This window comes from Arthrobacter sp. SLBN-112 (assembly GCF_030944625.1).
GTDB lineage: Bacteria > Actinomycetota > Actinomycetes > Actinomycetales > Micrococcaceae > Arthrobacter.
In genome coordinates this window covers 2,436,862-2,459,936 of record NZ_JAUSXY010000001.1, presented here as the reverse complement: position 1 = coordinate 2,459,936, position 23,075 = coordinate 2,436,862, and the positions used below count along the sequence as shown (strand labels likewise).

At 66.6% G+C, this 23,075-nt stretch carries 21 protein-coding genes and 2 pseudogenes; 12 read left to right on the top strand and 11 right to left on the bottom strand.

What is annotated here, in order from left to right; all coding sequences use genetic code 11:
• Positions 1–20 precede the first annotated feature (20 nt).
• Positions 21–1,004 (top strand): beta-ketoacyl-ACP synthase III, encoded by a 984-nt coding sequence (locus QF050_RS11560; RefSeq protein WP_308930555.1) that lies wholly within the window; start codon positions 21–23, stop codon positions 1,002–1,004.
• Positions 1,005–1,006: 2 nt separating this feature from the next.
• On the opposite strand, the gene QF050_RS11555 is transcribed toward QF050_RS11560, so the two are convergent.
• From QF050_RS11555 to QF050_RS11545, 3 genes and pseudogenes are all read right to left on the bottom strand, one after another.
• Positions 1,007–1,435 carry an HIT family protein gene (locus QF050_RS11555; protein WP_308930554.1) on the bottom strand — a complete coding sequence of 143 codons (429 nt, stop codon included), beginning with the start codon at positions 1,433–1,435 and terminating at the stop codon, positions 1,007–1,009.
• Positions 1,432–2,590, bottom strand: a pseudogene (locus tag QF050_RS11550) (NAD(P)-dependent alcohol dehydrogenase). The gene QF050_RS11555 and the pseudogene QF050_RS11550 overlap by 4 nt, the downstream one beginning before the upstream one ends.
• Positions 2,587–3,481, bottom strand: a pseudogene (locus QF050_RS11545) (sulfurtransferase). Before QF050_RS11545 ends, QF050_RS11550 begins: the two co-directional pseudogenes overlap by 4 nt.
• 109 nt (positions 3,482–3,590) lie before the next feature.
• Between QF050_RS11545 and QF050_RS11540 the strand changes: the two are divergent.
• A complete protein-coding gene (locus QF050_RS11540; RefSeq protein ID WP_308930553.1) occupies positions 3,591–4,706 on the top strand; it encodes a PLP-dependent cysteine synthase family protein in 1,116 nt (371 codons plus the stop codon).
• On the opposite strand, the gene QF050_RS11535 is transcribed toward QF050_RS11540, so the two are convergent.
• Entirely contained in the window at positions 4,703–5,359 is a 657-nt protein-coding gene (locus tag QF050_RS11535) for an MBL fold metallo-hydrolase (protein ID WP_308930552.1), read from the bottom strand. The two genes, QF050_RS11540 and QF050_RS11535, sit on opposite strands and share 4 nt — an antisense overlap.
• A gap of 90 nt (positions 5,360–5,449) precedes the next feature.
• Here QF050_RS11535 and QF050_RS11530 point away from each other — a divergent pair, with 90 nt between their 5' ends.
• A complete protein-coding gene (locus tag QF050_RS11530) occupies positions 5,450–5,911 on the top strand; it encodes a Fur family transcriptional regulator (protein ID WP_308932154.1) in 462 nt (153 codons plus the stop codon).
• Here QF050_RS11530 and QF050_RS11525 read toward each other — a convergent pair.
• From QF050_RS11525 to QF050_RS11505, 5 genes are all read right to left on the bottom strand, one after another.
• The gene (locus tag QF050_RS11525; RefSeq protein WP_308930551.1) at positions 5,889–6,773 is read right to left on the bottom strand and encodes a metal ABC transporter permease; all 885 of its coding nucleotides are present in this window, start codon (positions 6,771–6,773) and stop codon (positions 5,889–5,891) included. The two genes, QF050_RS11530 and QF050_RS11525, sit on opposite strands and share 23 nt — an antisense overlap.
• Positions 6,773–7,591, bottom strand: coding sequence for a metal ABC transporter ATP-binding protein (locus QF050_RS11520; protein WP_308930550.1), 819 nt, complete (start codon positions 7,589–7,591; stop codon positions 6,773–6,775). The genes QF050_RS11525 and QF050_RS11520 overlap by 1 nt, the downstream gene beginning before the upstream one ends.
• A complete protein-coding gene (locus tag QF050_RS11515; protein WP_308930549.1) occupies positions 7,588–8,565 on the bottom strand; it encodes a metal ABC transporter solute-binding protein, Zn/Mn family in 978 nt (325 codons plus the stop codon). The genes QF050_RS11520 and QF050_RS11515 overlap by 4 nt, the downstream gene beginning before the upstream one ends.
• Positions 8,566–8,632: 67 nt before the next feature.
• The gene (locus QF050_RS11510) at positions 8,633–9,715 is read right to left on the bottom strand and encodes a hemolysin family protein (RefSeq protein ID WP_308930548.1); all 1,083 of its coding nucleotides are present in this window, start codon (positions 9,713–9,715) and stop codon (positions 8,633–8,635) included.
• Positions 9,712–11,046 (bottom strand): hemolysin family protein, encoded by a 1,335-nt coding sequence (locus tag QF050_RS11505; protein WP_308930547.1) that lies wholly within the window; start codon positions 11,044–11,046, stop codon positions 9,712–9,714. Before QF050_RS11505 ends, QF050_RS11510 begins: the two co-directional genes overlap by 4 nt.
• Positions 11,047–11,595: 549 nt before the next feature.
• Between QF050_RS11505 and QF050_RS11500 the strand changes: the two genes are divergently transcribed.
• The 5 genes from QF050_RS11500 to QF050_RS20340 all read left to right on the top strand — a co-directional run bounded on the left by QF050_RS11500 (position 11,596) and on the right by QF050_RS20340 (position 17,723).
• On the top strand, positions 11,596–15,405 hold the full coding sequence (locus tag QF050_RS11500) for a multifunctional oxoglutarate decarboxylase/oxoglutarate dehydrogenase thiamine pyrophosphate-binding subunit/dihydrolipoyllysine-residue succinyltransferase subunit (protein ID WP_308930546.1): 3,810 nt from the start codon (positions 11,596–11,598) through the stop codon (positions 15,403–15,405).
• 142 nt (positions 15,406–15,547) lie between these two features.
• Positions 15,548–16,147 carry a GDSL-type esterase/lipase family protein gene (locus QF050_RS11495; protein WP_308930545.1) on the top strand — a complete coding sequence of 200 codons (600 nt, stop codon included), beginning with the start codon at positions 15,548–15,550 and terminating at the stop codon, positions 16,145–16,147.
• Positions 16,148–16,229: 82 nt separating this feature from the next.
• The gene (locus QF050_RS11490) at positions 16,230–17,063 is read left to right on the top strand and encodes a DUF4097 family beta strand repeat-containing protein (protein ID WP_308930544.1); all 834 of its coding nucleotides are present in this window, start codon (positions 16,230–16,232) and stop codon (positions 17,061–17,063) included.
• Positions 17,064–17,068: 5 nt separating this feature from the next.
• Complete coding sequence (locus tag QF050_RS11485) at positions 17,069–17,530, top strand: PadR family transcriptional regulator (protein WP_308930543.1); 462 nt, start codon at positions 17,069–17,071, stop codon at positions 17,528–17,530.
• Between the two features lie 118 nt (positions 17,531–17,648).
• Entirely contained in the window at positions 17,649–17,723 is a 75-nt protein-coding gene (locus tag QF050_RS20340) for a 50S ribosomal protein bL37 (protein WP_369299106.1), read from the top strand.
• Positions 17,724–17,842: 119 nt separating this feature from the next.
• Here the strand turns inward: QF050_RS20340 and rsrA are convergent, their stop codons facing one another.
• Together rsrA and QF050_RS11475 are read right to left on the bottom strand one after the other, a co-directional pair.
• Positions 17,843–18,103 (bottom strand): mycothiol system anti-sigma-R factor, encoded by a 261-nt coding sequence (rsrA, locus tag QF050_RS11480; protein ID WP_308930542.1) that lies wholly within the window; start codon positions 18,101–18,103, stop codon positions 17,843–17,845.
• On the bottom strand, positions 18,100–18,873 hold the full coding sequence (locus QF050_RS11475) for a sigma-70 family RNA polymerase sigma factor (protein WP_308930541.1): 774 nt from the start codon (positions 18,871–18,873) through the stop codon (positions 18,100–18,102). The genes rsrA and QF050_RS11475 overlap by 4 nt, the downstream gene beginning before the upstream one ends.
• A gap of 276 nt (positions 18,874–19,149) precedes the next feature.
• Between QF050_RS11475 and QF050_RS11470 the strand changes: the two genes are divergently transcribed.
• The 4 genes from QF050_RS11470 to hisN are packed head-to-tail and all read left to right on the top strand — an operon-like array spanning position 19,150 to position 23,061.
• Positions 19,150–19,698 carry a DoxX family protein gene (locus QF050_RS11470; RefSeq protein WP_308930540.1) on the top strand — a complete coding sequence of 183 codons (549 nt, stop codon included), beginning with the start codon at positions 19,150–19,152 and terminating at the stop codon, positions 19,696–19,698.
• Between the two features lie 6 nt (positions 19,699–19,704).
• Positions 19,705–21,093 carry a 3-phosphoshikimate 1-carboxyvinyltransferase gene (gene aroA, locus QF050_RS11465; RefSeq protein WP_308930539.1) on the top strand — a complete coding sequence of 463 codons (1,389 nt, stop codon included), beginning with the start codon at positions 19,705–19,707 and terminating at the stop codon, positions 21,091–21,093.
• On the top strand, positions 21,077–22,192 hold the full coding sequence (gene rsgA, locus QF050_RS11460) for a ribosome small subunit-dependent GTPase A (RefSeq protein WP_308930538.1): 1,116 nt from the start codon (positions 21,077–21,079) through the stop codon (positions 22,190–22,192). The genes aroA and rsgA overlap by 17 nt, the downstream gene beginning before the upstream one ends.
• 44 nt (positions 22,193–22,236) lie before the next feature.
• A complete protein-coding gene (hisN, locus tag QF050_RS11455; protein WP_308930537.1) occupies positions 22,237–23,061 on the top strand; it encodes a histidinol-phosphatase in 825 nt (274 codons plus the stop codon).
• Positions 23,062–23,075: the final 14 nt, after the last annotated feature.

The window sequence follows — 23,075 nt, the reverse complement described above, 5'->3', positions numbered from 1 at the left end:
GCCCAGAGAAGAGGAACCGAATGAAGATTACGCTTGCCCAGGGTCCTGCCGGAACTGAGCTCGCCGGCCTGGGCCACGCCCAGCCCGCGCACGTCATGGACAACCATGAACTCGAAGGCATGATGGACACGAGCGACGAGTGGATCCGCCAGCGCACGGGCATCGTCACGAGGCATATTGCGGCCGAAGGCGAAACCGTGGTGGACCTCGCGGTTCCGGCGGCGCGCATGGCCCTCGCTGATTCCGGGATCGCCGCGGCGGACATCGATCTTGTGGTGGTCGCCACGACGACTGCGGCGGAGCGGTCCCCCAACACCGCAGGGCGCATCGCCGAGGCACTGGGCCTGGGCCGGGACGGCCGCGGCCCGGGGATCATGGACATCAATACGGCCTGCTCCGGCTTCGAGTACGCGCTGGGCGTGGCTGACCAGGCCATCCGGACGGGAAGCGCCACGCACGCGATCGTGGTCGGGGCGGAAACCCTTTCGGCCGTCACGGACTGGACGGACCGCGCGACGGCGGTGCTCACCGCCGACGGTGCCGGAGCCGCCGTCGTACGTCCGTCCGCCAATCCGCGGATTGGCCCGGTGGTCTGGGGTTCGGAGGCCGGCATGGCGGACGCCGTCCGGATCTCCCCGCCGTCGGGCAGGTTTTCGCAGAACGGCCGGGAGGTCCTCCGGTGGGCGCTGACCAGGGCGCCGGAGCGCGCCCGCGAGGTGGTGGCCCGTGCCGGCCTGGCGATGGACGACATCCAGGTCCTCGCCGCCCACCAGGCCAACCTGCGCATCATTGAACCGCTCGCGGAGGCTTTGGGCCTGACGGACCGGATCGTGATCACCGACGTCACCGAGTCCGGGAACACGTCCGCCGCCAGTGTGCCGCTCGGCTTGAGCAAGTGGTGGCATGCCGGGCGGATCCCGGCGGATGTGCCGGCGCTGTTGTTCGGGTTTGGCGGCGGCTTCACCTACGCCGGCATGGTGGCGATGACTCCCCGCCGGGGCTGAAGCTAACTCCCGGGCACGAACTCCCCGTAGCCCGCCGCGCGGAGGCCTTCACGGAGCTTTTCCGCGTTGGCGTCCAGTACCGCGGGGTCCGGGTTCTGGTCTGCTGAGCCGAAGTCGAAGTCGGACATGCTTTGGGACGGCCAGACGTGGACGTGCAAGTGGTTGACCTCGTAACCGGCCACGATCAGGCCGGCCCGCCGGGCCCCGAACGTCTCCACTTGCACGGCCCCGATGCGCCGCGCGACGTCCATGACCCGGGCCAGTGTTTCCGGCGATGCGTCGGTCCAGCGGTCCACTTCCTCGGTGGGAACCACCAGCGTGTGGCCATCGGCGAGCGGACCGGTGGTGAGGAACGCGGACACATCGTCCTCGCGCCACACGAACCGGCCGGGGATCTCGCCCTTCAGGATCCTGGTGAAAAGTGTACTCATGCGTCTGCCTCCTCGGCGGCTGCCTGCAGCGTGCCGGCGTCCAGCACGAACCGGTATTTTACGTCTCCCGCAACCATGCGGTCGTAGGCTTCATTCAGTTCCCCGGCCCCGACCACTTCAATGTCGGCCACCACGCCGTGATCGGCGCAGAAATCCAGCATTTCCTGGGTTTCGGCGATGCCGCCGATCAGTGATCCCGCGTAGGCGATCCGGCGCCGGATCAGGGCACCCGGGTTGACCGGCGGCATGGCCTCGGACGGCAATCCGAGCTGGAACAGCGCCCCGTCGACCCGCAGGGTCCGGAAGTAGGGGTTCAGGTCGTGCGGGGCAGCGACAGTATCGATGATGAGGTCGATGCTCCGGTCCGCTCCGGCCATGGCCGCCTCGTCCCACGAAAGCACAACCCGGTCCGCTCCCAGCTCCAGCGCGGCGGCAGTTTTCGCCTCGGACGTCGTGAAGACCACCACGGTGGCGCCCATGGCCTTGGCGAGCTTAACGGCCATGTGGCCCAGTCCGCCGAGGCCCACCACACCGACGACGTCACCTTCCTCCACATCGAAGTGCCGCAGCGGAGAGTACGTGGTGACCCCGGCGCACAGCAGGGGCGCGACGGCGGCCGGGTCCAGGGACCCGGGGACCCGGAGGACATACCGCCGGTCCACCACGATGGACGAGGAGTATCCGCCCTGGGTGATGGCGTCGCCGTTCCTCCGGTCCTTGGCCCCATAAGTGCCGGTCATCCCGTTTTCGCAGTATTGCTCAAGGCCGTCCAGGCAGCTCGCGCATTCGCGGCAGGAGTCCACCATGCAGCCCACGCCCACGCGGTCGCCGACGGCGAAGTCGGTGACATTTGTACCAACCCGGCTGACCGTTCCCACGATCTCGTGCCCGGGAACCAGGGGGTAGGCCTGCGAGCCCCATTCGCCGCGGGTGGCGTGCACATCAGAGTGGCAAGAGCCCACAATATTCAATGGCGATCTCGACGTCGTCCGGCTTGGGAGCGCGCCGGGCCACGGTCAGCGGCACCAGCCCGCTGTCGCCGGAGGTTGCGCCGTAGGCCGCGGCCAGCCGGCCGCCGGCCGCCGCCGGCGTCGCGTCGGCGGCGGGGGCAATGGATTGGGCGAGGGGCGGCGGCACAGGGCGTCCAGGTGTCATGGTTCGACGCTACCCTTGCCATCGGCGAAGTTTCCAGCCGGTGCGTCGGCGCCTCCCGGTTCCGGGCCGGTTGCCACCGGCAGTTCGGGGCGGTTGGACCATTCCGAGAAGGACCCGGGGTAGAGCGCGGCCGTGAAGCCGGCCAGTTCCAGCGCAGCCACCTGGTGGGCCGCTGTGACCCCGGACCCGCAGTAGACCGCAACGGGCACGTCGTCCTTGGCGCCGAGGGACTCGAACCTCCGGCGCAGTTCTGCCGGCGGCAGGAAGTGCCCGGCGTCGTCCACGTTGTCCGCCGTGGGTGCACTGACCGCTCCCGGAATGTGTCCGGCACGCGGATCGACGGGTTCAACCTCTCCCCGGTACCTCTCCCCCGCCCGCGCATCAAGCAACACGCCGTGCCCGGACCAGGTGGCGGCAGCACCGGCGTCGAGCACCGTCATCCCGCCGCCGCCCAGGTCCACATCACCACGCGCAGGCTGGACGGGCCCGGACTCAAGCGGCATGCCGGCCTTTCGCCAGGCGGCCAGGCCGCCGTCGAGCAGGTATGCCCCCGCGAACCCGGCGTTGCGCAGCATCCACCACAGCCTGGCGGCCGCCATGTTGGCGCTGTCGTCGTAGGCGACCACGACGTCACCGTTCCGGATCCCCCACCGGCGGGCGGCTTCCTGGAATTGCCCGGCGTCAGGCAGCGGATGCCGTCCGCGGTCCCGGATGGCAGGGTCCGCAAGCTCGGTGGCCAGGTCAACGAACACAGCTCCCGGCAGATGCTCCCGCAGGTAATGCTCGTGCCCGCGCGGGGTCCCCGAGCACCCAACGGACATCCAGCAGGACCGTGCGCTGGCCGGCGGCAAGCCGCGACTCAAGGCCTGAAACATCCATCAGCGGGTTCATTGCACTCCTTCTGCGGATCCGGGCCGCGGGGTCAAGGTGGGCATGCGGGTCATGCCAACGGAATCCACTCTAGGGGCGCCGCGGCTGCGGGCACGGGTAGGCTGGTCCGGTGAAGATCGAGGGCAGCGGAAACGCGGAAGGCAGCCGCCGCAGCGGGGCGGACCGGGAATGGGCGGACAACGCCATTCGCACCATCAGGGCGGAAAACAACCGATCGGCAGACACCCACCTCTACGCAGTGCCATTGCCGGAGCAATGGGGCATCCAGCTCTATCTCAAGGACGAGTCGACCCACCGTTCCGGCAGCCTTAAGCACCGGCTGGCGCGGTCCCTGTTCCTGTTCGGACTGGTCAACGGCTGGATCCGGGAGGACACCACCATCGTGGAGGCCTCCAGCGGCAGTACGGCGGTATCGGAGGCATATTTCGCCCGGCTGCTGGGGCTGCCCTTCGTGGCGGTGATGGCGCGCACCACCAGCCAGGAAAAGATCGCGCTGATCGAACGGTTCGGCGGCGCCTGCCTGCTGGTGGAGAACGCGTCGGATGTCTACGCCGTGGCCGAAGACGTGGCTGCCACCTGCAACGGGCACTACATGGACCAGTTCACGTATGCGGAGCGGGCCACCGACTGGCGCGGCAACAACAACATCGCCGAGTCGATCTTCGGCCAGCTGGGCTTGGAGCGGCATCCCGTGCCGGACTGGATCGTGGTGGGAGCGGGTACCGGCGGAACCAGCGCCACGATCGGCCGCTACCTGCGCTACCACAGCCATCCCACCCGGCTGCTGGTGGTGGACCCGGAAAACTCGGCGTTCTACCCCGGCTGGCTGGGGGAAACCGCAGGACAGCCCACCGGCCTGCCGTCACGGATTGAAGGCATCGGCCGGGCCCGGATGGAGCCAAGCTTCGTCCCCTCGGTCATCGACCGGATGGTCCAGGTGCCCGATGCTGCTTCCGTGGCCGCCATGCGCCACCTGGACTCCTACGCCGGCCTGCATGCCGGCCCGTCCACCGGCACCAACCTTTGGGGCGTCTGGCAAACAGTCGCCCGGATGCTGTCCGACGGCCGGCAGGGCAGTGTTGTTTCGTTGATGTGCGACGGCGGCGAGCGCTATGCGGGCAATTACTACAACCCGGACTGGCTTGCGTCGCAGGGGTTGGATCCGGCGCCGTACGAGGCTGTGATCTCGAGGTTCCTCGACACGGGCGAGTGGACCGCGGACTAAACCTCCACGGACTCGCGGGCAGCCAGATGCCGGTACTCGGTGCCGTACTTCGCGCCGATCCGCTTCACGTGGCCTTCGACGATGCCCATCCCGATCTCATTAAGCAGGCCGTCGTGGATCTGGAACGCGTGCGGCGCCCGGACTCCGATGACGAAATCCACCACCTCAGCTGACTTGCTCCACGGTGCGTGCAGCGGGACCAGCAGTGTCTTCACGTTGATGCCGTCCGGGATGATGAAGGAATCTCCGGGGTGGTAGACGTTGTGGTCCACCAGGTATCCAATGTTCGCCACCATGGGGATCTGGGGGTGGATCAGGGCGTGCTGTCCGCCGAAGCTGCGGATCTCGAAGCCGGCCGCCTGGAACGAGGACCCGGGTTCAACGGTGTGGATCCGGTCGGCGGCGCCGGCGGCTTCCCCGCGCAACCGGGTGGCCACGGACCCGGGCGCGTACAGTGCCAGGTCCTTGTTGCCAGTGAGGGCATCCACCACGGCTTTGGCGTCCAGGTGGTCCTGGTGCTCATGGGTCACCAGGACGGCGTGGGCCCCGGCAAGGGCCTCGGCTGATTCTGAGAAGGCGCCGGGATCCAGGACCAGGACGCCGGATTCCTTCTCGAGCCGGACGCAGGAGTGGGTGTACTTGGTCAGCTTCATGGCGCCAGCCTAGGGCGCGTTCCGGAACCGTGTCCACGCGGCGCCGGCTGGTAATCTTGGTGTTTGCCCCCCACGGAAGCGAGTTTGTCCATGCCGATCGGCGTCAAGGCTGATTCCGCCGCCCCGTCCCCGGCAGGAGGCGGCAAGGAACAGCGGGTCACCAAGCAGCGCAAGGCCGTCAGCGCGGCCCTGGATGACCTTGATGACTTTGTCAGCACTCAGGAGCTCTACCGGATCCTGCACAGCCAGGGCGTCTCCGTATCCCTCGCAACGGCCTACCGGATCCTCCAGTCCCTCGCGGACGAGGGCCTGGTCGATGTACTGCGCAACGGCGACGGCGAGGCAGTGTACCGGCGCTGCAACGTGACCGGGCACCACCATCACCTGCTCTGCAGGAACTGCGGCAAGGCCGTGGAGGTGGAAGCGCCCGCGGTCGAGACCTGGGCAGCGCGGACTGCGGCCGAACACGGCTTCACGGCGGTTGACCACACGGTGGAAATTTTCGGGCTGTGCCCGGACTGCACCGTCCTTAAGGCCGCCGGGCAGCTGTAAGGACCCTGCCGTTGATTCCACGGGCGGCCAGCACGGATCCGATGACGCGGCACACGACGTAGATCAGGAATGACAACGTAGTGACGTAGGGGCTGATCGGGATCCGGCCGCCCAGGGCCAGCAGGATTCCGCCCACCGTGGCGGTCACGGCGAAGACGACGCTCAGGACCACCACCAACACCGGCGATGACGTGACCCGCAGTGCAGCGGCTGCAGGGGTGATCAGCAGCGCGAGGACCAGGAGGGCCCCCACCACCTGGATGGACAGTGCCACGCTGACTCCCAGCAGGATCATGAACACGATGGCCAGGGTCCGCACGGGAACTCCCCGCGCCTCGGCGAGCTCCGGGTCGATGCTGGCGAAGTTCAGGGGCCGCCAGATGGCCACCAGTGTGAGCATGACCACCAGCGCGGCTCCGGCCAGCGCCTGGAGCTGGACGGTGTCCACCGAGACGATTTGGCCGGTGAGCAGCCCGAACTTGTTCGCTGCACGGCCTTGGTACAGGGACAGGAACAGGATTCCCAGCCCCAGCCCAAACGGCATGATCACCCCGATGATGGAGTTCTTGTCCCGGGCGCGGACCCCCATCAGGCCCAGCAGCAGGGCTGCCGCCACGGATCCGATCAGCGAGCCGAAGACCACGTCCGCGCCGATGAGCAGGGCAAAGGCCGCACCGGCGAAGGAGAGTTCGGAAATGCCATGGACTGCAAAGGCAAGATCGCGCTTCATGACGAAGGTGCCCACCAGGCCGCCGAGGAGTCCAAGGACTGCGCCGGCCCAGATCGAATTCTGGACCAGGACAAGCAGCTCGCCGTAGTTGTCGAAGTTGAAGATGGCCCCCAGGATGCTGTTGGCGTCCATCACGCCACCTCCCCGGCCAGGGCGCCCGCGTCAGCATGGTGGTGGTGGGTGGTGGCGTCCGGCAGGCCGACGACGACGATCCTGCCGTTGGCGTGGATCACCTCCACCTGGCTGCCGTACAGGTCCGAGAGCACCTCCGTGGTCATGACTTCCTCCGGCGTCCCCACGCGAAAGCGTCCGCCGGCCAGGTACAGCACCCGGTCAACGTAGTCGATGATCGGGTTGATCTCATGGGTGACGAAGACGACGGCGCTGTTCTTCTCGTGGCTTTGTTTGTTGATCAGCGCGCTGACCGCCTGCTGATGATGCAGGTCAAGGGAAAGCAGCGGCTCGTCGCACAGCAGCACCTGGGGATCCGTCGCGAGTGCCTGCGCCACCCGGAGCCGCTGCTGCTCGCCACCGGAGAGCTGGCCCACCGGCACCTTGGCGTAGTCGGAGGCTCCCACCAGTTCAAGGAGCTGGTCCACGCGCCGGTTGGTCTTCCCCGCGGAGAGCCGGACACCCCAGCGGTGGCCGTCCACGCCCAGGCCCACCAGGTCGCGGGCGCGCATGGGTGTATCCACCGGAAAGGACTTCTGCTGCGGGATGTAGCCGATCAGGCTGCTGCCGCGTTCCACGGGGCGGCCGCCCAGCGTGGCGTGCCCGGCGTGCAGCTTTTGCAGGCCGAGCAGGACTTTCAGGAAGCTGGTCTTGCCGCTGCCGTTCGGACCCAGCACGGCGAAGAACTCACCCGGCCGGATCTCCAGGTCAAGGTCGGACCAGAGCGTCCGCTGGCCGAACGCAAGCCCGGCGCCCTTGAGGCTGACAACGGAATTCACCGGTTGGCCTCCACGACTTTGCTGATGTTGTTCACGTTGTCCGTCATCCACTGGAGGTAGGTCTTGCCTTCGGGCAGGGTCTCGTTGAAATCCACCACCGGAACCCCGGCGGCCTCGGCTGCCTTCTTCAGCGCCTCGGTCTGCGGCCCTTCGGTCTGGGCGTTGTAAGCCAGCAGGCGCACGCTCTTGGACGCCACCAGGTCAGTCGCTTCCTTCAGGACGGCAGGCGGTACATCGCTTCCCTCTTCGATCGCAGCAGTGTATTGCTCCGGCGTGGCGTTCTCCAAGCCCGCGTCCTCCAGCAGGTAGAGCGGAACCGGCTCCGTGACGGCCACTTCGCCGCCTGCCGCGGCGGCTTTCACGGAGTCCAGCCGGCTGTGCAAGGCGGACAACGCCGATTTGAACGAGTCCGCGTTGGAGGTGAAGGTGGCGGCGGAGGCTGGGTCAAGCGTGCCGAGTTTTCCGGCGATGCTGTCTGCCATCCGCTCCATGGCAGGCAGGCTGTACCAGACATGTTCGTTGAAGTCGCCGTGATCATGCCCGTCGGTGGCGGCAGGAGCGGACGCCGTGGCCTGGGCCGTGGCGTCTTCCGGGTGGGCCAGGCCGGAGACGTCGACGGCGGTGAGGACAGCGGAGCTGTCCAGCTTGCTCCCCTCCACCAGGGTGTGGAGGAAGTCGTCATAGCCGCCGCCGTTCTCGATGACCAGCTGGGCTTTTGAGACGGCGAGCCGGTCCTGCGCGGTTGCCTCATAGGAGTGCGGATCCTGCGCCGTGTTGCTGATGATGGCGGTGACTTTCACCTTGTCGCCGCCGATCGTCCTGGCGATGTCCCCGTAGACGTTCGTTGACGCTACGACGTTGATGCCCGCCGCTGGGTCCGGCGCCTGCGAGGGCTGCGTGCTGCATGCACTGAGCAGGAGGCCAAGCCCTGCTAGGGCGGCAACGAAGGAGCTGGCAGCGGCTTTACGGCGCACGGGAGAAACCTCAGTTCACAGGAGGGGAAATCTAAAATGACAGCCTATACCTAAATGCGAATGATTCCTATTTAGCCTTTTGGCTGCCGTTGGGCTGGCCCAGCCGGCGGATCCCGGTGGCCTGCGTGGCGTCCCGGATTTCACCAACGAGCTGTTCGATCACATCCTCAAGGAACAGGACACCCCGCGTCCTGCCGTCCGGGCCGATCACCCTGGCAAGGTGGGACCCCGTGCGCTGCATGACGGACATGGCAGTTTCAATCTCATCGCCCAGGGCAAGGTTGGCCAGCGACCGGACACGGCCTTCGGGAATCGGCAGCTCATAGCCGGATTCCGGGATGGACAACACGTCCTTCACGTGGAGGTAGCCGTACAGCATGTCCTCGTCATCCAGCATGGGGAACCGGGAGAACCCCGTCCGGCTGACCGCCTTCTCGAACTCCACGGGGGTGGTGGTTACACCGAGCATGACCAGGTGCTCCAGCGGCACCATGATGTCCTCGGCGGTGTGCTCGGAAAACTCGAGCGCACCGTTGATGAGCCCGGCGTCGTCGTCCACCAGGCCGTGGCGGGTGGACTCCTGGACGATCGATTGGACTTCCTCAAGCGTGAATGAGGACGTTACCTCGTCCTTGGGCTCGATCCTCATGAGCTTGAGGATGTGGTTGGCGGACCAGTTCAGTGCTGAAATCACCGGGTGCACCAGCCGCGCAACGAAGAGCAGCGGTGGCGCCAGGATCAGCGCGGCTTTGTCCGCCACGGAGACGGAGATGTTCTTCGGCACCATCTCACCGAACGTGACATGCAGGAAAGTCACCAGCAGCAGCGCCACCGCGAAGGCCGCAACGCCCGCCGCCTCAGCCGACAGGCCAACCGTCTCGAGGGGAACAGCCAGCAGGTGGTGGATGGCGGGTTCGGCCACCAGCAGGATCAGCAGTGAGCAAACAGTGATGCCCAGCTGCGCGCACGCCAGCATCAGCGAGACATTCTCCATTGCCCGCAGGGTGGTCTGGGCCCGCTTGGACCCGGCATCGGCCAGCGGTTCTATCTGGCTGCGGCGGGCGGACATGATGGCGAACTCCGCAGCCACGAAGAAGGCGTTGCCCAGCAGGAGCAGGCCCAGCCACAGGATTCCGGCCCAGTCGTTCATGGCTTGCTCCTGTCACTGGCGTCCGGCGTTCCGGGCTCCTTCGCGGGCCGGAAGCAGATGCGGTCGATCCTGCGGCCGTCCATCCTGGTCACGCTGAGTGTTCCGCCGCCTACGGGAACGGTGTCCCCCACCGCCGCGATCCTGCCCAGCTTGCTCATCACATAGCCGCCCACCGTCTCGTAGGCCGCTTCGTCCGGAACGCTCAGCCCTGGAATCTGTTCGGACAGCTCGTCCGGACGGAGGAGGCCTGGGAAGTACCAGTCGCCGGAGGCGCTTTGCAGGAGCCCGGGGCGGACCTTGTCATGCTCGTCCGCCACTTCCCCGACAATCTCCTCCACGAGGTCCTCCAGTGTGGCGATGCCGGCGGTTCCGCCGTATTCGTCCAGCACGACTGCCAGCTGGAGGTTCCCCTCCCGCAACTCGGCCAGCAGGGCATCGAGGTGGATGGTCTCAGGCACCCGCAGGACATCGGTCATGATCGCGCCCGCTTCGAGGTTCTGCCGGCGTTCCCACGGGACCGCGACGGCTTTCTTGACGTGTACCAGCCCGCGGATGTCATCGGCCGAATCACCGATGACAGGGAACCGGGAGTACCCGGTCCGGCGCGCGGCATCCACGACGTCGGACACCGGCTGGTCGGCGTCGATCGTCTCCACCCGGATGCGCGGCGTCATCACATCCGCAGCCGTCCGGCTGGAAAAGTCCAGGGTGCGGGCAATGAAGTTGGCGGTTCCGGCGTTGAGCGTCCCCATGGCCGCGGAACGGCGGACCAGCGAGGCAAGCTCTGCCGGCGTCCGCGCGCCGGAAATCTCCTCTTTGGCTTCCAGCCCGAACACGTGCAGGATCCGGTTGGAGAATCCGTTGAGGACCAGGATGGCCGGTTTGAAGATGGTGGTGAAGACCAGCTGCGGGCCGGCCAGTGCGCGGCCCACCGGAAACGCCAGGGCGATCGCCATGTTCTTGGGCACCAGCTCTCCCAGGAGCATGGAGAGCAGGGTGGCCAAGACCATGGCCAGGACGAGCGAGGCCGATTCAACCACCACGGGGGGCAGTCCGACGGCGGCCAGCGGGCCCTTGAGGATATGGCCTACAGAGGGTTCCATGACGTAACCGGTAAGGAGGGTCGTCAAGGTGATGCCCAGCTGGCAGCTTGAGAGCTGGGTGGACAGTGACTTCAGGCAGGTGAGCAGCGGTACCGCGCCGGCGTCGCCGTCGTCAATGGCGCGTTGGACGGTGGGCTGGTCCAGCGCGATAAGGGAGAACTCGACGGCCACGAAAAAGCCTGTGCCGGCGATCAGCAGCAAACCTGCTGCGAGGAGGAGCCACTCCATTCAGCATCCCGCCCAATGCGCGGGAAAAGCAGTCAACCGTAGAGTGTGGAAGATATGTCGTCCCGGCGGAGGATGATCGGCCGAAACCGACGCCTGGTCCGTGCGGGTTGCGGCAAGCTGGGCCGTCTTCTGGTGATGGGCGCGTTGTCGGGGTTTGCCGGCTCTGGGGGCGGACTGCGCGGGGCTTCTCTTCGAGCTCCGCTGACAGCGCCCAGGCCGGCACCTAGATTTACTGTCCATAAGAATTTCAGTCTACAGGAGCGGCCCCGGTCAACGACGTGGCGCCAAGCAGTCCCCGGGCCCCGAATCGCGGCTGCAAGCAGTCCTCCCCGGTGTTTCGGCGGGCTCTCCTGCGCCATTGGCGGACCCCTCGTTTAGGCCGCAGATTGTCACGTCATGATTTGGGTCACCCTTATTGGCAGTTAACACACGATGCTCACTAGACTTGCAGAGGTCTGGGTTCAGAGGACGCAGAGACTGGTTCGATCGCAGTGCTGAAGCACCGGGGGGCCGGAGAGAAATCAAACTCATGGAAGAGGCGTATTTCAAGTGCCAGAGCAGCCAAGCCACCGTCTACCAGAGGAATTTGGCGGAAACGAGTGGCTCGTTGACGAACTGTACGAGCAGTACCAGCAGGACAAGAACGCTGTGGATGCCAAGTGGTGGCCGCTGTTTGAATCCTTCGACTCGGGCAACGGTTCTTCTTCCAACGGAAATACCGCACACGCAGCACACCCCGCCACCCGGGAACTCCCGGTCGTGAAGGCGGCTCCCGCCGCGCCGGCACCGTCGCCGGCAGCAGCCCCCGCCGCTCCCCCTGCAGCACCTGTTGCTGCCGCGCCCGCGGCAGCCCCGGCACCGGTCAAGAAGGCTCCTGCCACCGAGGCCCGCGACGGCGGCACCAAGACCGGCGCAGGCACCGGCGCCCAGCCCATCCCTGCCCAGCTGCCCAAGAACGTCAAGGCCCCCACGGCTCCCGAAGAGGACGTCGTCTCGATCCTTCGCGGTCCCGCCAAGGCCATCGCCACCAACATGGTAACCAGCCTGGAAGTGCCCACCGCAACCAGCGTGCGCGCCATCCCGGCCAAGCTGCTGATTGACAACCGCGTAGTCATCAACTCCAACCTTGCCCGCGCCCGTGGCGGCAAGGTTTCCTTCACGCACCTGATCGGCTACGCCGTCATCCGCGCTCTCTCCCAGTTCCCGTCCATGAACGTGTACTACGACGAAGTGGACGGCAAGCCCGTCGCCGTCCAGCCCGCGCACGTCAACTTCGGCATCGCCATCGACATGCCCAAGCCGGATGGCACCCGCCTGCTGATGGTCCCGAACATCAAGAAGGCCGAAACCCTCAACTTCGCCGAGTTCTGGCACACCTACGAGGACCTCATCAAGCGCGCCCGCAACGGCAAGCTGACGGCAGAGGACCACCAGGGCACCACGGTCTCCCTCACCAACCCGGGCGGCATCGGTACCGTCCACTCCGTACCCCGCCTTTCCAAGGGCCAGGCCGCCATCATCGGCGTCGGCGCCCTCGACTACCCGGCCGAGTTCCAGGGCGCCAGCGAAAAGATCATCGCGCAGAACGCCATCAGCAAGGTCCTCACCCTGACCTCCACCTACGATCACCGCGTGATCCAGGGCGCCGGCAGCGGCGAGTTCCTCAAGCTGGTCCACCAGCTCCTGCTCGGGGCGCAGAACTTCTACGACGAAATCTTCGAAGCCCTGCGGATCCCGTACGAGCCCGTCCGCTGGAGCCCCGATCTCCAGGTGGACCCCGCCGACGAGATCAACAAGGTGGCCCGGATCCAGCAGCTGATCCACTCGTACCGCGTCCGCGGACACCTGATGGCGGACACCGATCCGCTCGAATACGTCCAGCGCAAGCACCCCGACCTCGACGTCCTCACCTACGGGTTGACCCTGTGGGACCTGGACCGCGAATGGCCCACCGGCGGCTTCGGCGGCAAGTCGATGCTGAAGTTCCGCGACATCCTCGGCGTCCTGCGCGACGCCTACTGCCGCACCACCGGCATCGAGTACATGCACATCCAGGAGCCGGCCGAGCGCAAATGGTTCCAGGACCAGCTCGAACACCCCTACTCCAAGCCCAGCCGTGAAGAACAGATCCGGATCGTTTCCAAGCTGAACGCCGCAGAGGCCTTCGAGACGTTCCTCCAGACCAAGTTCGTCGGCCAGAAGCGCTTCTCCCTCGAGGGCGGCGAATCGCTGATCCCGCTGCTGGACGCCATCATGTCGGACGCAGCCGACGACGGCCTGGACGAAGTTGCCATCGGCATGGCCCACCGTGGCCGCCTCAACGTCCTGACGAACATCGCCGGCAAGACCTACGCCCAGGTGTTCCGCGAATTTGAAGGCACCCAGGATCCGCGCTCCGTCCAGGGTTCGGGCGATGTCAAGTACCACCTGGGCACCGAAGGCACTTTCACGTCGGACAACGGCAAGGAGACAAAGGTCTACCTCGCCGCGAACCCCTCGCACCTGGAAGCCGTCGACTCCGTCCTTGAGGGCATCGTCCGCGCCAAGCAGGACCGCCTGGACCAGGGCGAATCGTTCCCCGTGCTGCCCATCATGGTCCACGGCGACGCCGCCTTCGCCGGCCAGGGTGTCGTGGCCGAAACGCTCAACCTGTCCCAGTTGCGGGGCTACCGCACCGGTGGCACCATCCACGTGGTGGTCAACAACCAGGTGGGCTTCACTACGGCTCCGTCATCCTCGCGTTCGTCCACGTACTCCACCGACGTCGCCAAGATGATCCAGGCACCGGTCTTCCACGTGAACGGCGACGACCCCGAGGCAGTGGTCCGCATCGGCCAGCTCGCCTACGAATTCCGGCAGCGCTTCCACAAGGATGTTGTCATCGACATGGTGTGCTACCGCCGCCGCGGCCACAACGAGGGCGATGACCCCTCGATGACCCAGCCGCTGATGTACAACCTGATCGAAGCCAAGCGCTCCGTCCGCAAGCTGTACACCGAGTCGCTGATCGGCCGCGGGGACATCACCGAGGAAGAAGCCGAGCAGTTGCTCCGCGACTACCAGGAACGGCTGGAACGGGTCTTCGCCGAGACCCACGCCGCGCAGACCTCACCGATCCCGATCGTGACCGCAGACTCCGCGGCTGTGTCCGACATCGAGCGCCCCATGGCCCAGCAGTCCGACTCCAACGTCAATGCGCCGGTCTCCACCGCCATCAGCGCCGAGACCCTGGCCCGGATTGGCAAGGCCCACGTCGAAGTTCCCGAGGGCTTTACCGTCCACGCCAAGCTCAAGCAGTTGCTGGAGAAGCGCGAGCAGATGTCCCGCGAAGGCGGCATCGACTGGGGCTTCGGCGAGATCGCGGCCTTCGGCTCCCTGATTATGGAAGGCGTCCCCGTCCGCCTCGCCGGCCAGGATTCGCGCCGGGGCACGTTCGTCCAGCGCCACGCCGTCTTCCACGACCGTGCCAACGGCAAGGAATGGCTGCCCCTGGGCAACCTCTCCGATGACCAGGCCAAACTGTGGATCTACGACTCCCTGTTGTCCGAATACGCGGCCATGGGCTTCGAATACGGTTACTCGGTGGAACGGCCGGACGCCCTGGTCCTCTGGGAAGCCCAGTTCGGTGACTTCGTCAACGGTGCGCAGACCATCATCGACGAGTTCATTTCCTCGGCCGAGCAGAAATGGGGCCAGCGCTCCTCGCTGGTCCTGATGCTGCCGCACGGCTACGAAGGCCAGGGCCCGGACCACTCTTCGGCGAGGATCGAGCGCTTCCTCCAGCTGTGCGCCGAGGACAACATGGTCGTGGCGAACCCCACCACGGCTGCGTCGCACTTCCACCTGCTGCGCCGCCAGGCGTACAGCCGCCCGCGCAAGCCACTGATCATCTTCACGCCCAAGCAGCTGCTGCGCCTGAAGGCTGCAGCTTCCTCGGTGGAGGACTTCACCACCGGCGCCTTCCGCCCGGTCATCGGTGAGCATGAGCAGCTGCCCGCCACCGCCGTCGAACGCGTCCTCCTGGTCTCCGGCCGCCTGTACTACGATCTCCTGTCCACCCGCCAGAAGACCGGCGACAAGACCACCGCGATCGTCCGCGTGGAGCAGCTCTACCCGCTGCCGCACGCCGAGATCGCCGCGGAACTTGCCAAGTACCCCAACGCCGAGGTCGTGTGGGCCCAGGACGAGCCCGCCAACCAGGGTCCGTGGCCGTTTATCGGCCTGAACCTGCCGGAGGCCCTGGACCGCCGGGTACGCCTGGTGTCCCGGCCGGCGTCCGCCTCCACAGCTGCCGGTTCCATGAAGCGGCACGCCGCCGAACAGGATCTGCTCCTGAAGCAGGCATTTGCACGGAAGTAATCCGTAAGGCTGCCCGGCCGGACGTCGAAATACCAGACTCCGGCCGGGCAGTTCTGTTTAATGGTTGGACAGCGCCGCCCCGTACCTCCGCAGCCGCGGCGGCCACGGAGGCCGCGGCCGGTTCGGAAGTAAAGAGGAACGCGTGGAAGACAGGAAGCTGCGGATCGCAGCTGTAGGAGACGAACTGCTGGCCGGACTGGGCGACCCCCGGGCGCTGGGCTGGCTTGGCCGCGTCCTGGCCCGCACTCCCCAGGACGGCATGCTGCTGGAAAGCTATGCCCTCCCCTGTCCGCAGGAAGGTACCGAGGGGCTTGCAGCCCGGTGGCTGGACGAAGCCGGACGGCGTTTCAGCGACCAGGCCGAGAACAGGCTGGTCATCGGGCTGTCCGGGCGTGATATCGAATTCGGCCTTTCAACCGCGCGGAGCAGGCTGAACCTGGCCAACATCCTGGATTCGGCGTCGCAGAACCGTATCGAGGTCTTCGTCGTCGGACCGCCGCCCACGCTCGATCCGGCCCACAACCGAAGGCTGGACGAGCTGAACACCGCCTTCGCCGACGTGACCACCCGGCGCAAGCACCTTTACGTCGATACCTTCTCGCCCCTGCTGAACCATGAACAGTGGCGCCAGGACCTCGCCGCAAACGGGGGCACGCCGGGGCAGGCCGGGTATGGCCTCATGGCCTGGCTGGTGCTGCACCGGGGCTGGTTCCAGTGGCTTCGAATGGACGCGCCGCAGTAGGCCTTCACCGGGTGCCTTGACCGGCGCAGGCCGGCGACGCTAGGTTGAAGGCCAACGCGATACATCGTCTCTGGAGGGGACCATGGCTGACGGAAGCTGGAGTGTGCAAGGACCGCAAATCATCGAGATCGGAGATGCCACCGCCCTCAAGCTGGGCATGGTGCGCGGCAAGTTCACCGTAGTCCAGCACGACGAGCCTGTGGTCCGGGTGGAGATCTCGGAGGTACACGGCGATCCCGTGGCCGTCTCGGCCAACGGTGGCCGGGTGGAAGTCCGGCACCAGCTGAACGGTCCGCAGGGCTGGTTCAAGAATCTGATGGAAACCGTCAACCACAGCAGCGACAACTCGGCAGTGATCAGCATTTCCGTTCCCCGCGGCGTGGAGGTGGAGGTTGGCACCGTCAGCGGTGAGGGACTGGTCTCCGGCGTCGCCGCCCATATCCGTCTCAATACCGTGTCAGGCTCCGTCGTGGCGGACGGCACCTCCGGTAGCCTGCAGGTAAACACTGTCAGCGGCACGGCCGTCGTCCGGAACCACCGCGGCGTCCTCACGGTGAAAACCGTCTCCGGGGCGGTCACCGCGTCCGGACACTTCACCAACGTGCGTACGAACACCGTCAGCGGCCACCTCAGTTTCGAACTGTTTGGTTTCACTCACGATTTCGGTTCCAACTCCGTCTCCGGGGACCTCACCATCCGGCTGCCCCACGACGTGGGTGTTGACATCGTGGCCAAGTCAGCCGGCGGAGCGGTGGTCCTTGACGGTCAGCAGTGCTTCCTGGCCAACGGAAAAGTGGAGACGATTGCCGGGCCGGACGGGCAGCTGATGCTGGTCAGGACCAACTCGGTGTCCGGCAGGACGTCCATCCTCCACGCCCCCGCATCCGCGTCCGCATCCGGCGGCGGGGAAGCGTAAGGCTGATGCCTCCCGTCTTCGCACACGGTGCGTTGCGCTTGTACCTGCTTGCCCTCCTCGAAGGCGGACCCAAGCACGGGTACGAGCTCATCAAAGCACTCAAGGACCGGTTCGGAGGCGCCTACTCACCCAGCGCGGGAACGATCTACCCCAGGCTGGGAAAACTTGAGGCGGACGGCCTGGTGGCCACCGAACCATCCGGACGTCGCACAACGTACCTCCTTACCGCCGCCGGCCTCGCCGAGCTGAACCGGCGCAGGGTTGACCTGGCAGCCGTGGAAAAGGGCATTGCCACTTCCATGCAGCGGCTTGCCCTGGAGCTGATGCTGCAGCAGTTCCGTGATGGCATCCGCGCTGATCTGCAAGGGCAGGCCCCGCGCCGGCCGCTCAACCCGGTGGCACTGGAAAATGTCCGGACCGTCCTGGAACAAGCCCGCGTGGCGATCAGCAACACGCTCCAGCACTAGGACCGTCGCCCTGGGCGCACCGCCGCAGGTCATCCGCCCGTTCCGGTTCGCGGGCCGCCGCATCATGTGGGAGACTGGAGGGCAGCTCTTTTGAGTACCAACAGTAAGGAGGCCAGCTATGAGCAAGCGTGCACGCAAGCGTCGTGACCGTAAGCGTGGCGGCGCGAACCACGGGAAGCGCCCCAACACCTAGGCAAATGCCAGGGACTACGGTTCAAGCAAAGGACCCCGCAAGCCATTCGGCTTCCGGGGTCCTTTGCTGTCTGCGGATGTTGCCCGCTGGTGCGGCGCGTGCCTGGGCCTCCCGCGTTCCTAGGCCTCCACAGGGCGGATGGCGTGGATCCGGTCCAGGATGGCGTTCTTCAGGTTGTCCGGAGCGGACTCCGTGCAGGAGCGCTTGACCATGTTGCGGATAACGCACTCCAGGTCGTACTGCTGCGTGCACTCGGGGCAGTCGTCAAGGTGGTTCTTGATTTCGGTAAGGTCCTCGCGGGTCAGCGCCCCGTCAAGGTACTCGTAGATGCGTTGCATCCGGGCGTCGTCGCAATCGCCCAATCCCTGGCAGTCGCTCATTTCCTGTTCTCCTGTGATTTGCTTCCTGCCGCATCCGATGCATCTGCGGCTGTTTTGAATCCTCGCTCGGCGGCGTATTCCGCGAGCATGTCCCGCAACATTCTCCGGCCGCGGTGGAGCCGGGACATCACAGTGCCGATGGGCGTATTCATGATGTCTGAGATTTCCTTGTAGGCGTAGCCCTCGACGTCTGCGAAGTACACCGCCAATCGGAATTCCTCCGGAATGTCCTGGAGCGCCCGCTTGACGTCCGAATCCGGGAGGTGGTCCAACGCCTCTGCCTCGGCCGATCGAAGTCCGCTAGAGGTATGTGACTCCGCACGCGCGAGCTGCCAGTCCTCGATCGTGTCCGAGTTGGACTGAAGCGGCTCGCGCTGCCTCTTGCGGTAGAGGTTGATGTAGGTGTTGGTCAGGATCCGGTACAGCCACGCTTTGAGGTTCGTGCCCGGCTTGTACTGGTGGAACGCCGAAAATGCCTTGGTGTAGGCCTCCTGGACCAGGTCCTCTGCATCTGACGGGTTCCGTGCCATGCGCATGGCAGCAGAGTACAGCTGGTCGACGTACTGCATGGCGTCCCGTTCGAAGCGCTGGCGGCGTTCTTCGACGGTCTCCGCGGCAACGTCAAGGGCGGCGTCTTCGGTGCCCGCCCCTTCGGCAGTGGTGCGCACCTCCGGCTGCGCCGCGGATGCGGGCGGGGCCCCTGCCGAGCCGTTCGCTGCGCCAGGTGTTGCGTCATACATGGCCGCGATGGCCGGATCCAGGGTGCTCATTGCCTTCAAGTCTACTGTCAGGCTTCCCGCCCGGGGCGTGCCGTACTCCAGCGGCTCGGCAGCCAGCGCTTCCGCTGCCACCGGACCGGCCGGCCTCGTCCCGTCCAACACCTTCGCCAAGGGCCAACTCCGCTCTGTATCGGGTGGATGATCGTTTGGCCGCGTGTCAGCGACCCGTCAGCCATAACCCCTTCCCGCAGGCAAATATTCCCCAAAAGTGCAAGACTAGGACCGACTCCGCCGCGTTCCGCGGTCCGTCCAGCCAGGAGGAAATCCATGTCCTTTGTCCGCACGCTCGCACGGCCCATGCTCGCTTCCAGTTTTGTCATTGCCGGGCTGGATAAGCTCAGGAACTCCGACGATACTGCGCAGCAGCTCTCACCCTTATTGCGCAAGGCCGCGGCATCGCTTCCCTTCCAGGCCAGCGAGAAGACCCTTGCCCGTGTGATCGGCGGAACCCAGGTGGGCGCCGGCGTCCTGTTTGGCCTCGGAAAGTTTTCCAGGCTCTCCGCATCCCTGCTGACGGTGGTTTCCCTGCTGAACACGTTCGTTGAATGGCGCAGCGCGGACATCAGCAGCAAGGATGGGCGCGAGAACCGCCGGAACCAGCTGCTCAAGAACCTGTCCCTCAGCGGCGGTGCGTTGCTCGCGTCGGTGGACACCGCAGGCAAGCCGGGCCTGGCCTGGCGCGCCGAGCACCTGGCCGCAGGCGCCCGCCGGAACGCATCGCACCTGGCCGCAGACGCGCGCAAGACCACGAACAAGAAGCTGCACAAAGCAGACAAGGCCGTACGCCGCGCCGTCGATCACGCCACGGGAGCATAAGCACGAATGACCGCAGCAACTGCCGCCCGGGACGCTTCCGCAACACCTGTCCAGCACTGGGACGCACCTTTCGCATCCCGGCCCATCAATGCCACCGTGACGGTGCCCGGCTCGAAATCCCTGACCAACAGGTACCTGGTACTGGCAGCGTTGGCGGATGGACCGTCCCGCTTGCGGGCGCCCCTGCACTCCAGGGATTCCGCGCTGATGATCGATGCACTGCGGCAGCTTGGCGCCACCATCACGGAGGTCCCAGGCGACGGAACCTTCGGCCCTGACCTGGAGGTGGTTCCGCTGCCCGCGTCCGCGCCGGCAACGCTGACCAGGATCGACTGCGGGCTGGCAGGCACGGTCATGCGGTTCGTCCCGCCGCTCGCAGCGCTCCGCAACGGCGCCAGCGTGTTCGACGGCGACCCGCACGCCCGTAAGCGTCCCATGGGGACCATCATCGAGGCCCTCAAGGCCCTGGGCGTCGTTGTCTCAGCCGAAGACGGCACCGACCCGTCCTCCCTCCCGTTCGTCGTGGAGGGCACGGGCTCAGTCCGCGGCGGCCACCTGGTGATCGACGCCAGCGCTTCGTCCCAGTTTGTCTCCGCGCTCCTGCTCGTGGGGGCAAGGTTCGACGACGGCCTGCACCTTGAGCACGTCGGCAAACCGGTCCCCAGCCTGGACCACATCAACATGACGGTCGCAGTCCTGCGCGGCGCAGGCGTGTCAGTGGACGACTCCGTGCCCAACCACTGGGTGGTGGCGCCCGGACCCATCCGCGCCTTCGACCAGCGGATCGAACAGGACCTGTCCAATGCGGGCCCCTTCCTTGCGGCGGCCCTGGCCTCGCGGGGAACAGTCCGGATCCCCAACTGGCCGGCGGAAACCCAGCAGGTGGGCGACCTGTGGCGCAGCATCCTCACCAGCATGGGCGCCACCGTGACGCTGGCCGGCGGCGTCCTGACCGTCACCGGCGGCCCGGAGATCAAGGGCGGCGACTTCGCGGACACCAGCGAGCTCGCCCCGACTGTCGCTGCGCTGTGCGCCTTGGCTGCGGGACCCTCCCGGCTCACCGGGATCGCGCACCTGCGCGGACACGAAACAGACAGGCTCGCCGCGCTGGTGGCGGAGATCAACCGGCTTGGCGGTGACGCCGAGGAAACCCCCGACGGACTGCTCATCCGCCCCGCCCGGCTGCACGCCGGCGTCGTGCACAGCTACGCGGACCACCGCATGGCCACGGCCGGTGCAATCCTGGGCCTGGCGGTGCAGGGCGTCCAAGTGGAGGACATTGCCACTACCGCCAAGACCATGCCCGATTTTCCGCAGCTTTGGGCAGGCATGCTCGCCCAGGAAGGCACGTCCGCAGCCGGACCGGAAGGGCGCGGCAGTGGCGCGGAGCACTGATTCCTGGGACGAATCGGACGTCCGGATCCGCCCCAGCAAGAAAGGCTCCAGGCCGCGCACCAAAGACCGTCCCAGCCACGACGACGCCGTGACCGGCCGCATCATCACGGTGGACCGTGGCCGGTACACCGCGGTGGTGGGCGAGGACTCGGAGAATGAGCGCGTGGTCATCGCTGCACGGGCCCGCGAGCTTCGCCGCAATCCTGTCGTGGCAGGCGACTTCGTCTCCCTGGTGGGCGACGTCTCCGGAGCCCCGGACACGCTGGCACGACTGGTGAAGATCCAGGACCGCCGCACCCTCCTTCGCCGCAGCGCCGACGACACGGATCCCATAGAGCGGGCCGTCGTCGCGAACGCCGACCAACTGGTGATCGTGGTGGCAGCAGCCAACCCCGAGCCACGCACCGGGTTCATCGACCGCGCCCTGGTGGCGGCCTACGACGCCGGGATCGAGCCGATCCTGCTGGTGACCAAGGCCGACGTCAAGGACCCGGCGGAGCTGCTCTCCAACTACACGCACCTGGACTTCCCGGTGATCATCAGCAAGACCGCGGACGCACAGGCTTCGGGGATCGACGCACGGTCCGACGACGGCCTCTCCGCCCGGCTGGACAGCGCCGCGGTGGCAGCCCTCCGCGCCCACCTGGACGGCACGGTCACTGTCATGCTCGGGCACTCCGGCGTCGGCAAGTCCACCATGGTCAACGCGTTGACGGGTGCGGAGCGGGCCACCGGCGGGGTGAACGCGGTCACCGGGCGCGGCCGGCACACGTCGTCCTCGGCGCTGGCGCTGCGGCTGGCGGACGCGCCGCCCGGCAGCTGGATCATTGACACCCCCGGTATCCGTTCCTTTGGCCTTGCACACGTGGATCCGGACAGGATCCTGCGCTCATTCCCGGACCTCTCCCCCGGCATCGAAAACTGCGAGCGCGGCTGCAAACACACGGCAACGGCGGTTAACTGCGGACTGGATGATTGGGTGAACGGCGGGCACGCCGGTCCCACGGGACCGGCCCGGCTGGCGTCCCTAAGGAGGCTGCTCGGCGCGGACCCGAGGATGGAAGCACAGGAAACCAAGGAGCTCGGCAGCGTCAACTGACGCGTTCTCCCGGCAGAAACGCACGCAGACGGTAGTTTGGAACCATGATCCAACCCGCTTCGAGTTACAACGATGACCTGCGCCTGGCCCATGTCCTGGCCGACTCCGTGGATGACCAGACGATGAGCCGCTTCAAGGCCCTGGACCTCCACGTCGAGACCAAGCCGGACCTGACGCCGGTCACCGACGCCGACAAGGCGGCCGAGGAGGCCATCCGCGGCCAGCTCTCCCGCTCCCGGCCCCGCGATGCAGTCCTGGGCGAGGAATTCGGCAGCACCGGCCACGGCTCGCGGCGCTGGATCATCGATCCCATCGACGGGACCAAGAACTTCGTCCGCGGCGTCCCGGTGTGGGCCACGCTGATCGCCCTGGTGGACGAGGGCGAGCCCGTGGTGGGCGTCGTCAGCGCACCGGCCCTGGGCAAGCGCTGGTGGGCGGCCAAAGGCATGGGCGCCTACATGGGCAGGTCCCTGGCCGCCGCCACCCGGCTCCGGGTCTCCAACGTCTCCAACCTGTCCGACGCCTCCCTCTCCTACTCCAGCCTGGGCGGCTGGAAGGAACGCGGAAACCTTGACGAATTCCTGGGCCTGACGGAGGACGTCTGGCGGACCCGGGCGTACGGGGACTTCTGGTCCTACTGCATGGTGGCCGAAGGCTCGGTGGACATCGCCTGCGAACCCGAACTGAACTTGTACGACATGGCTGCCCTGGTGCCGATCGTGGTGGAGGCCGGCGGCCGCTTCACCTCCCTCGAAGGCGAGGACGGCCCGTTCGGCGGCAATGCCCTGGCCACGAACTCGATCCTGCACTCAGAGGTGCTGCACCGACTGAACCCGGAACTCGACGACCTCCTGCAGCAGGCTCCCTGACCGCGGAAGAATCG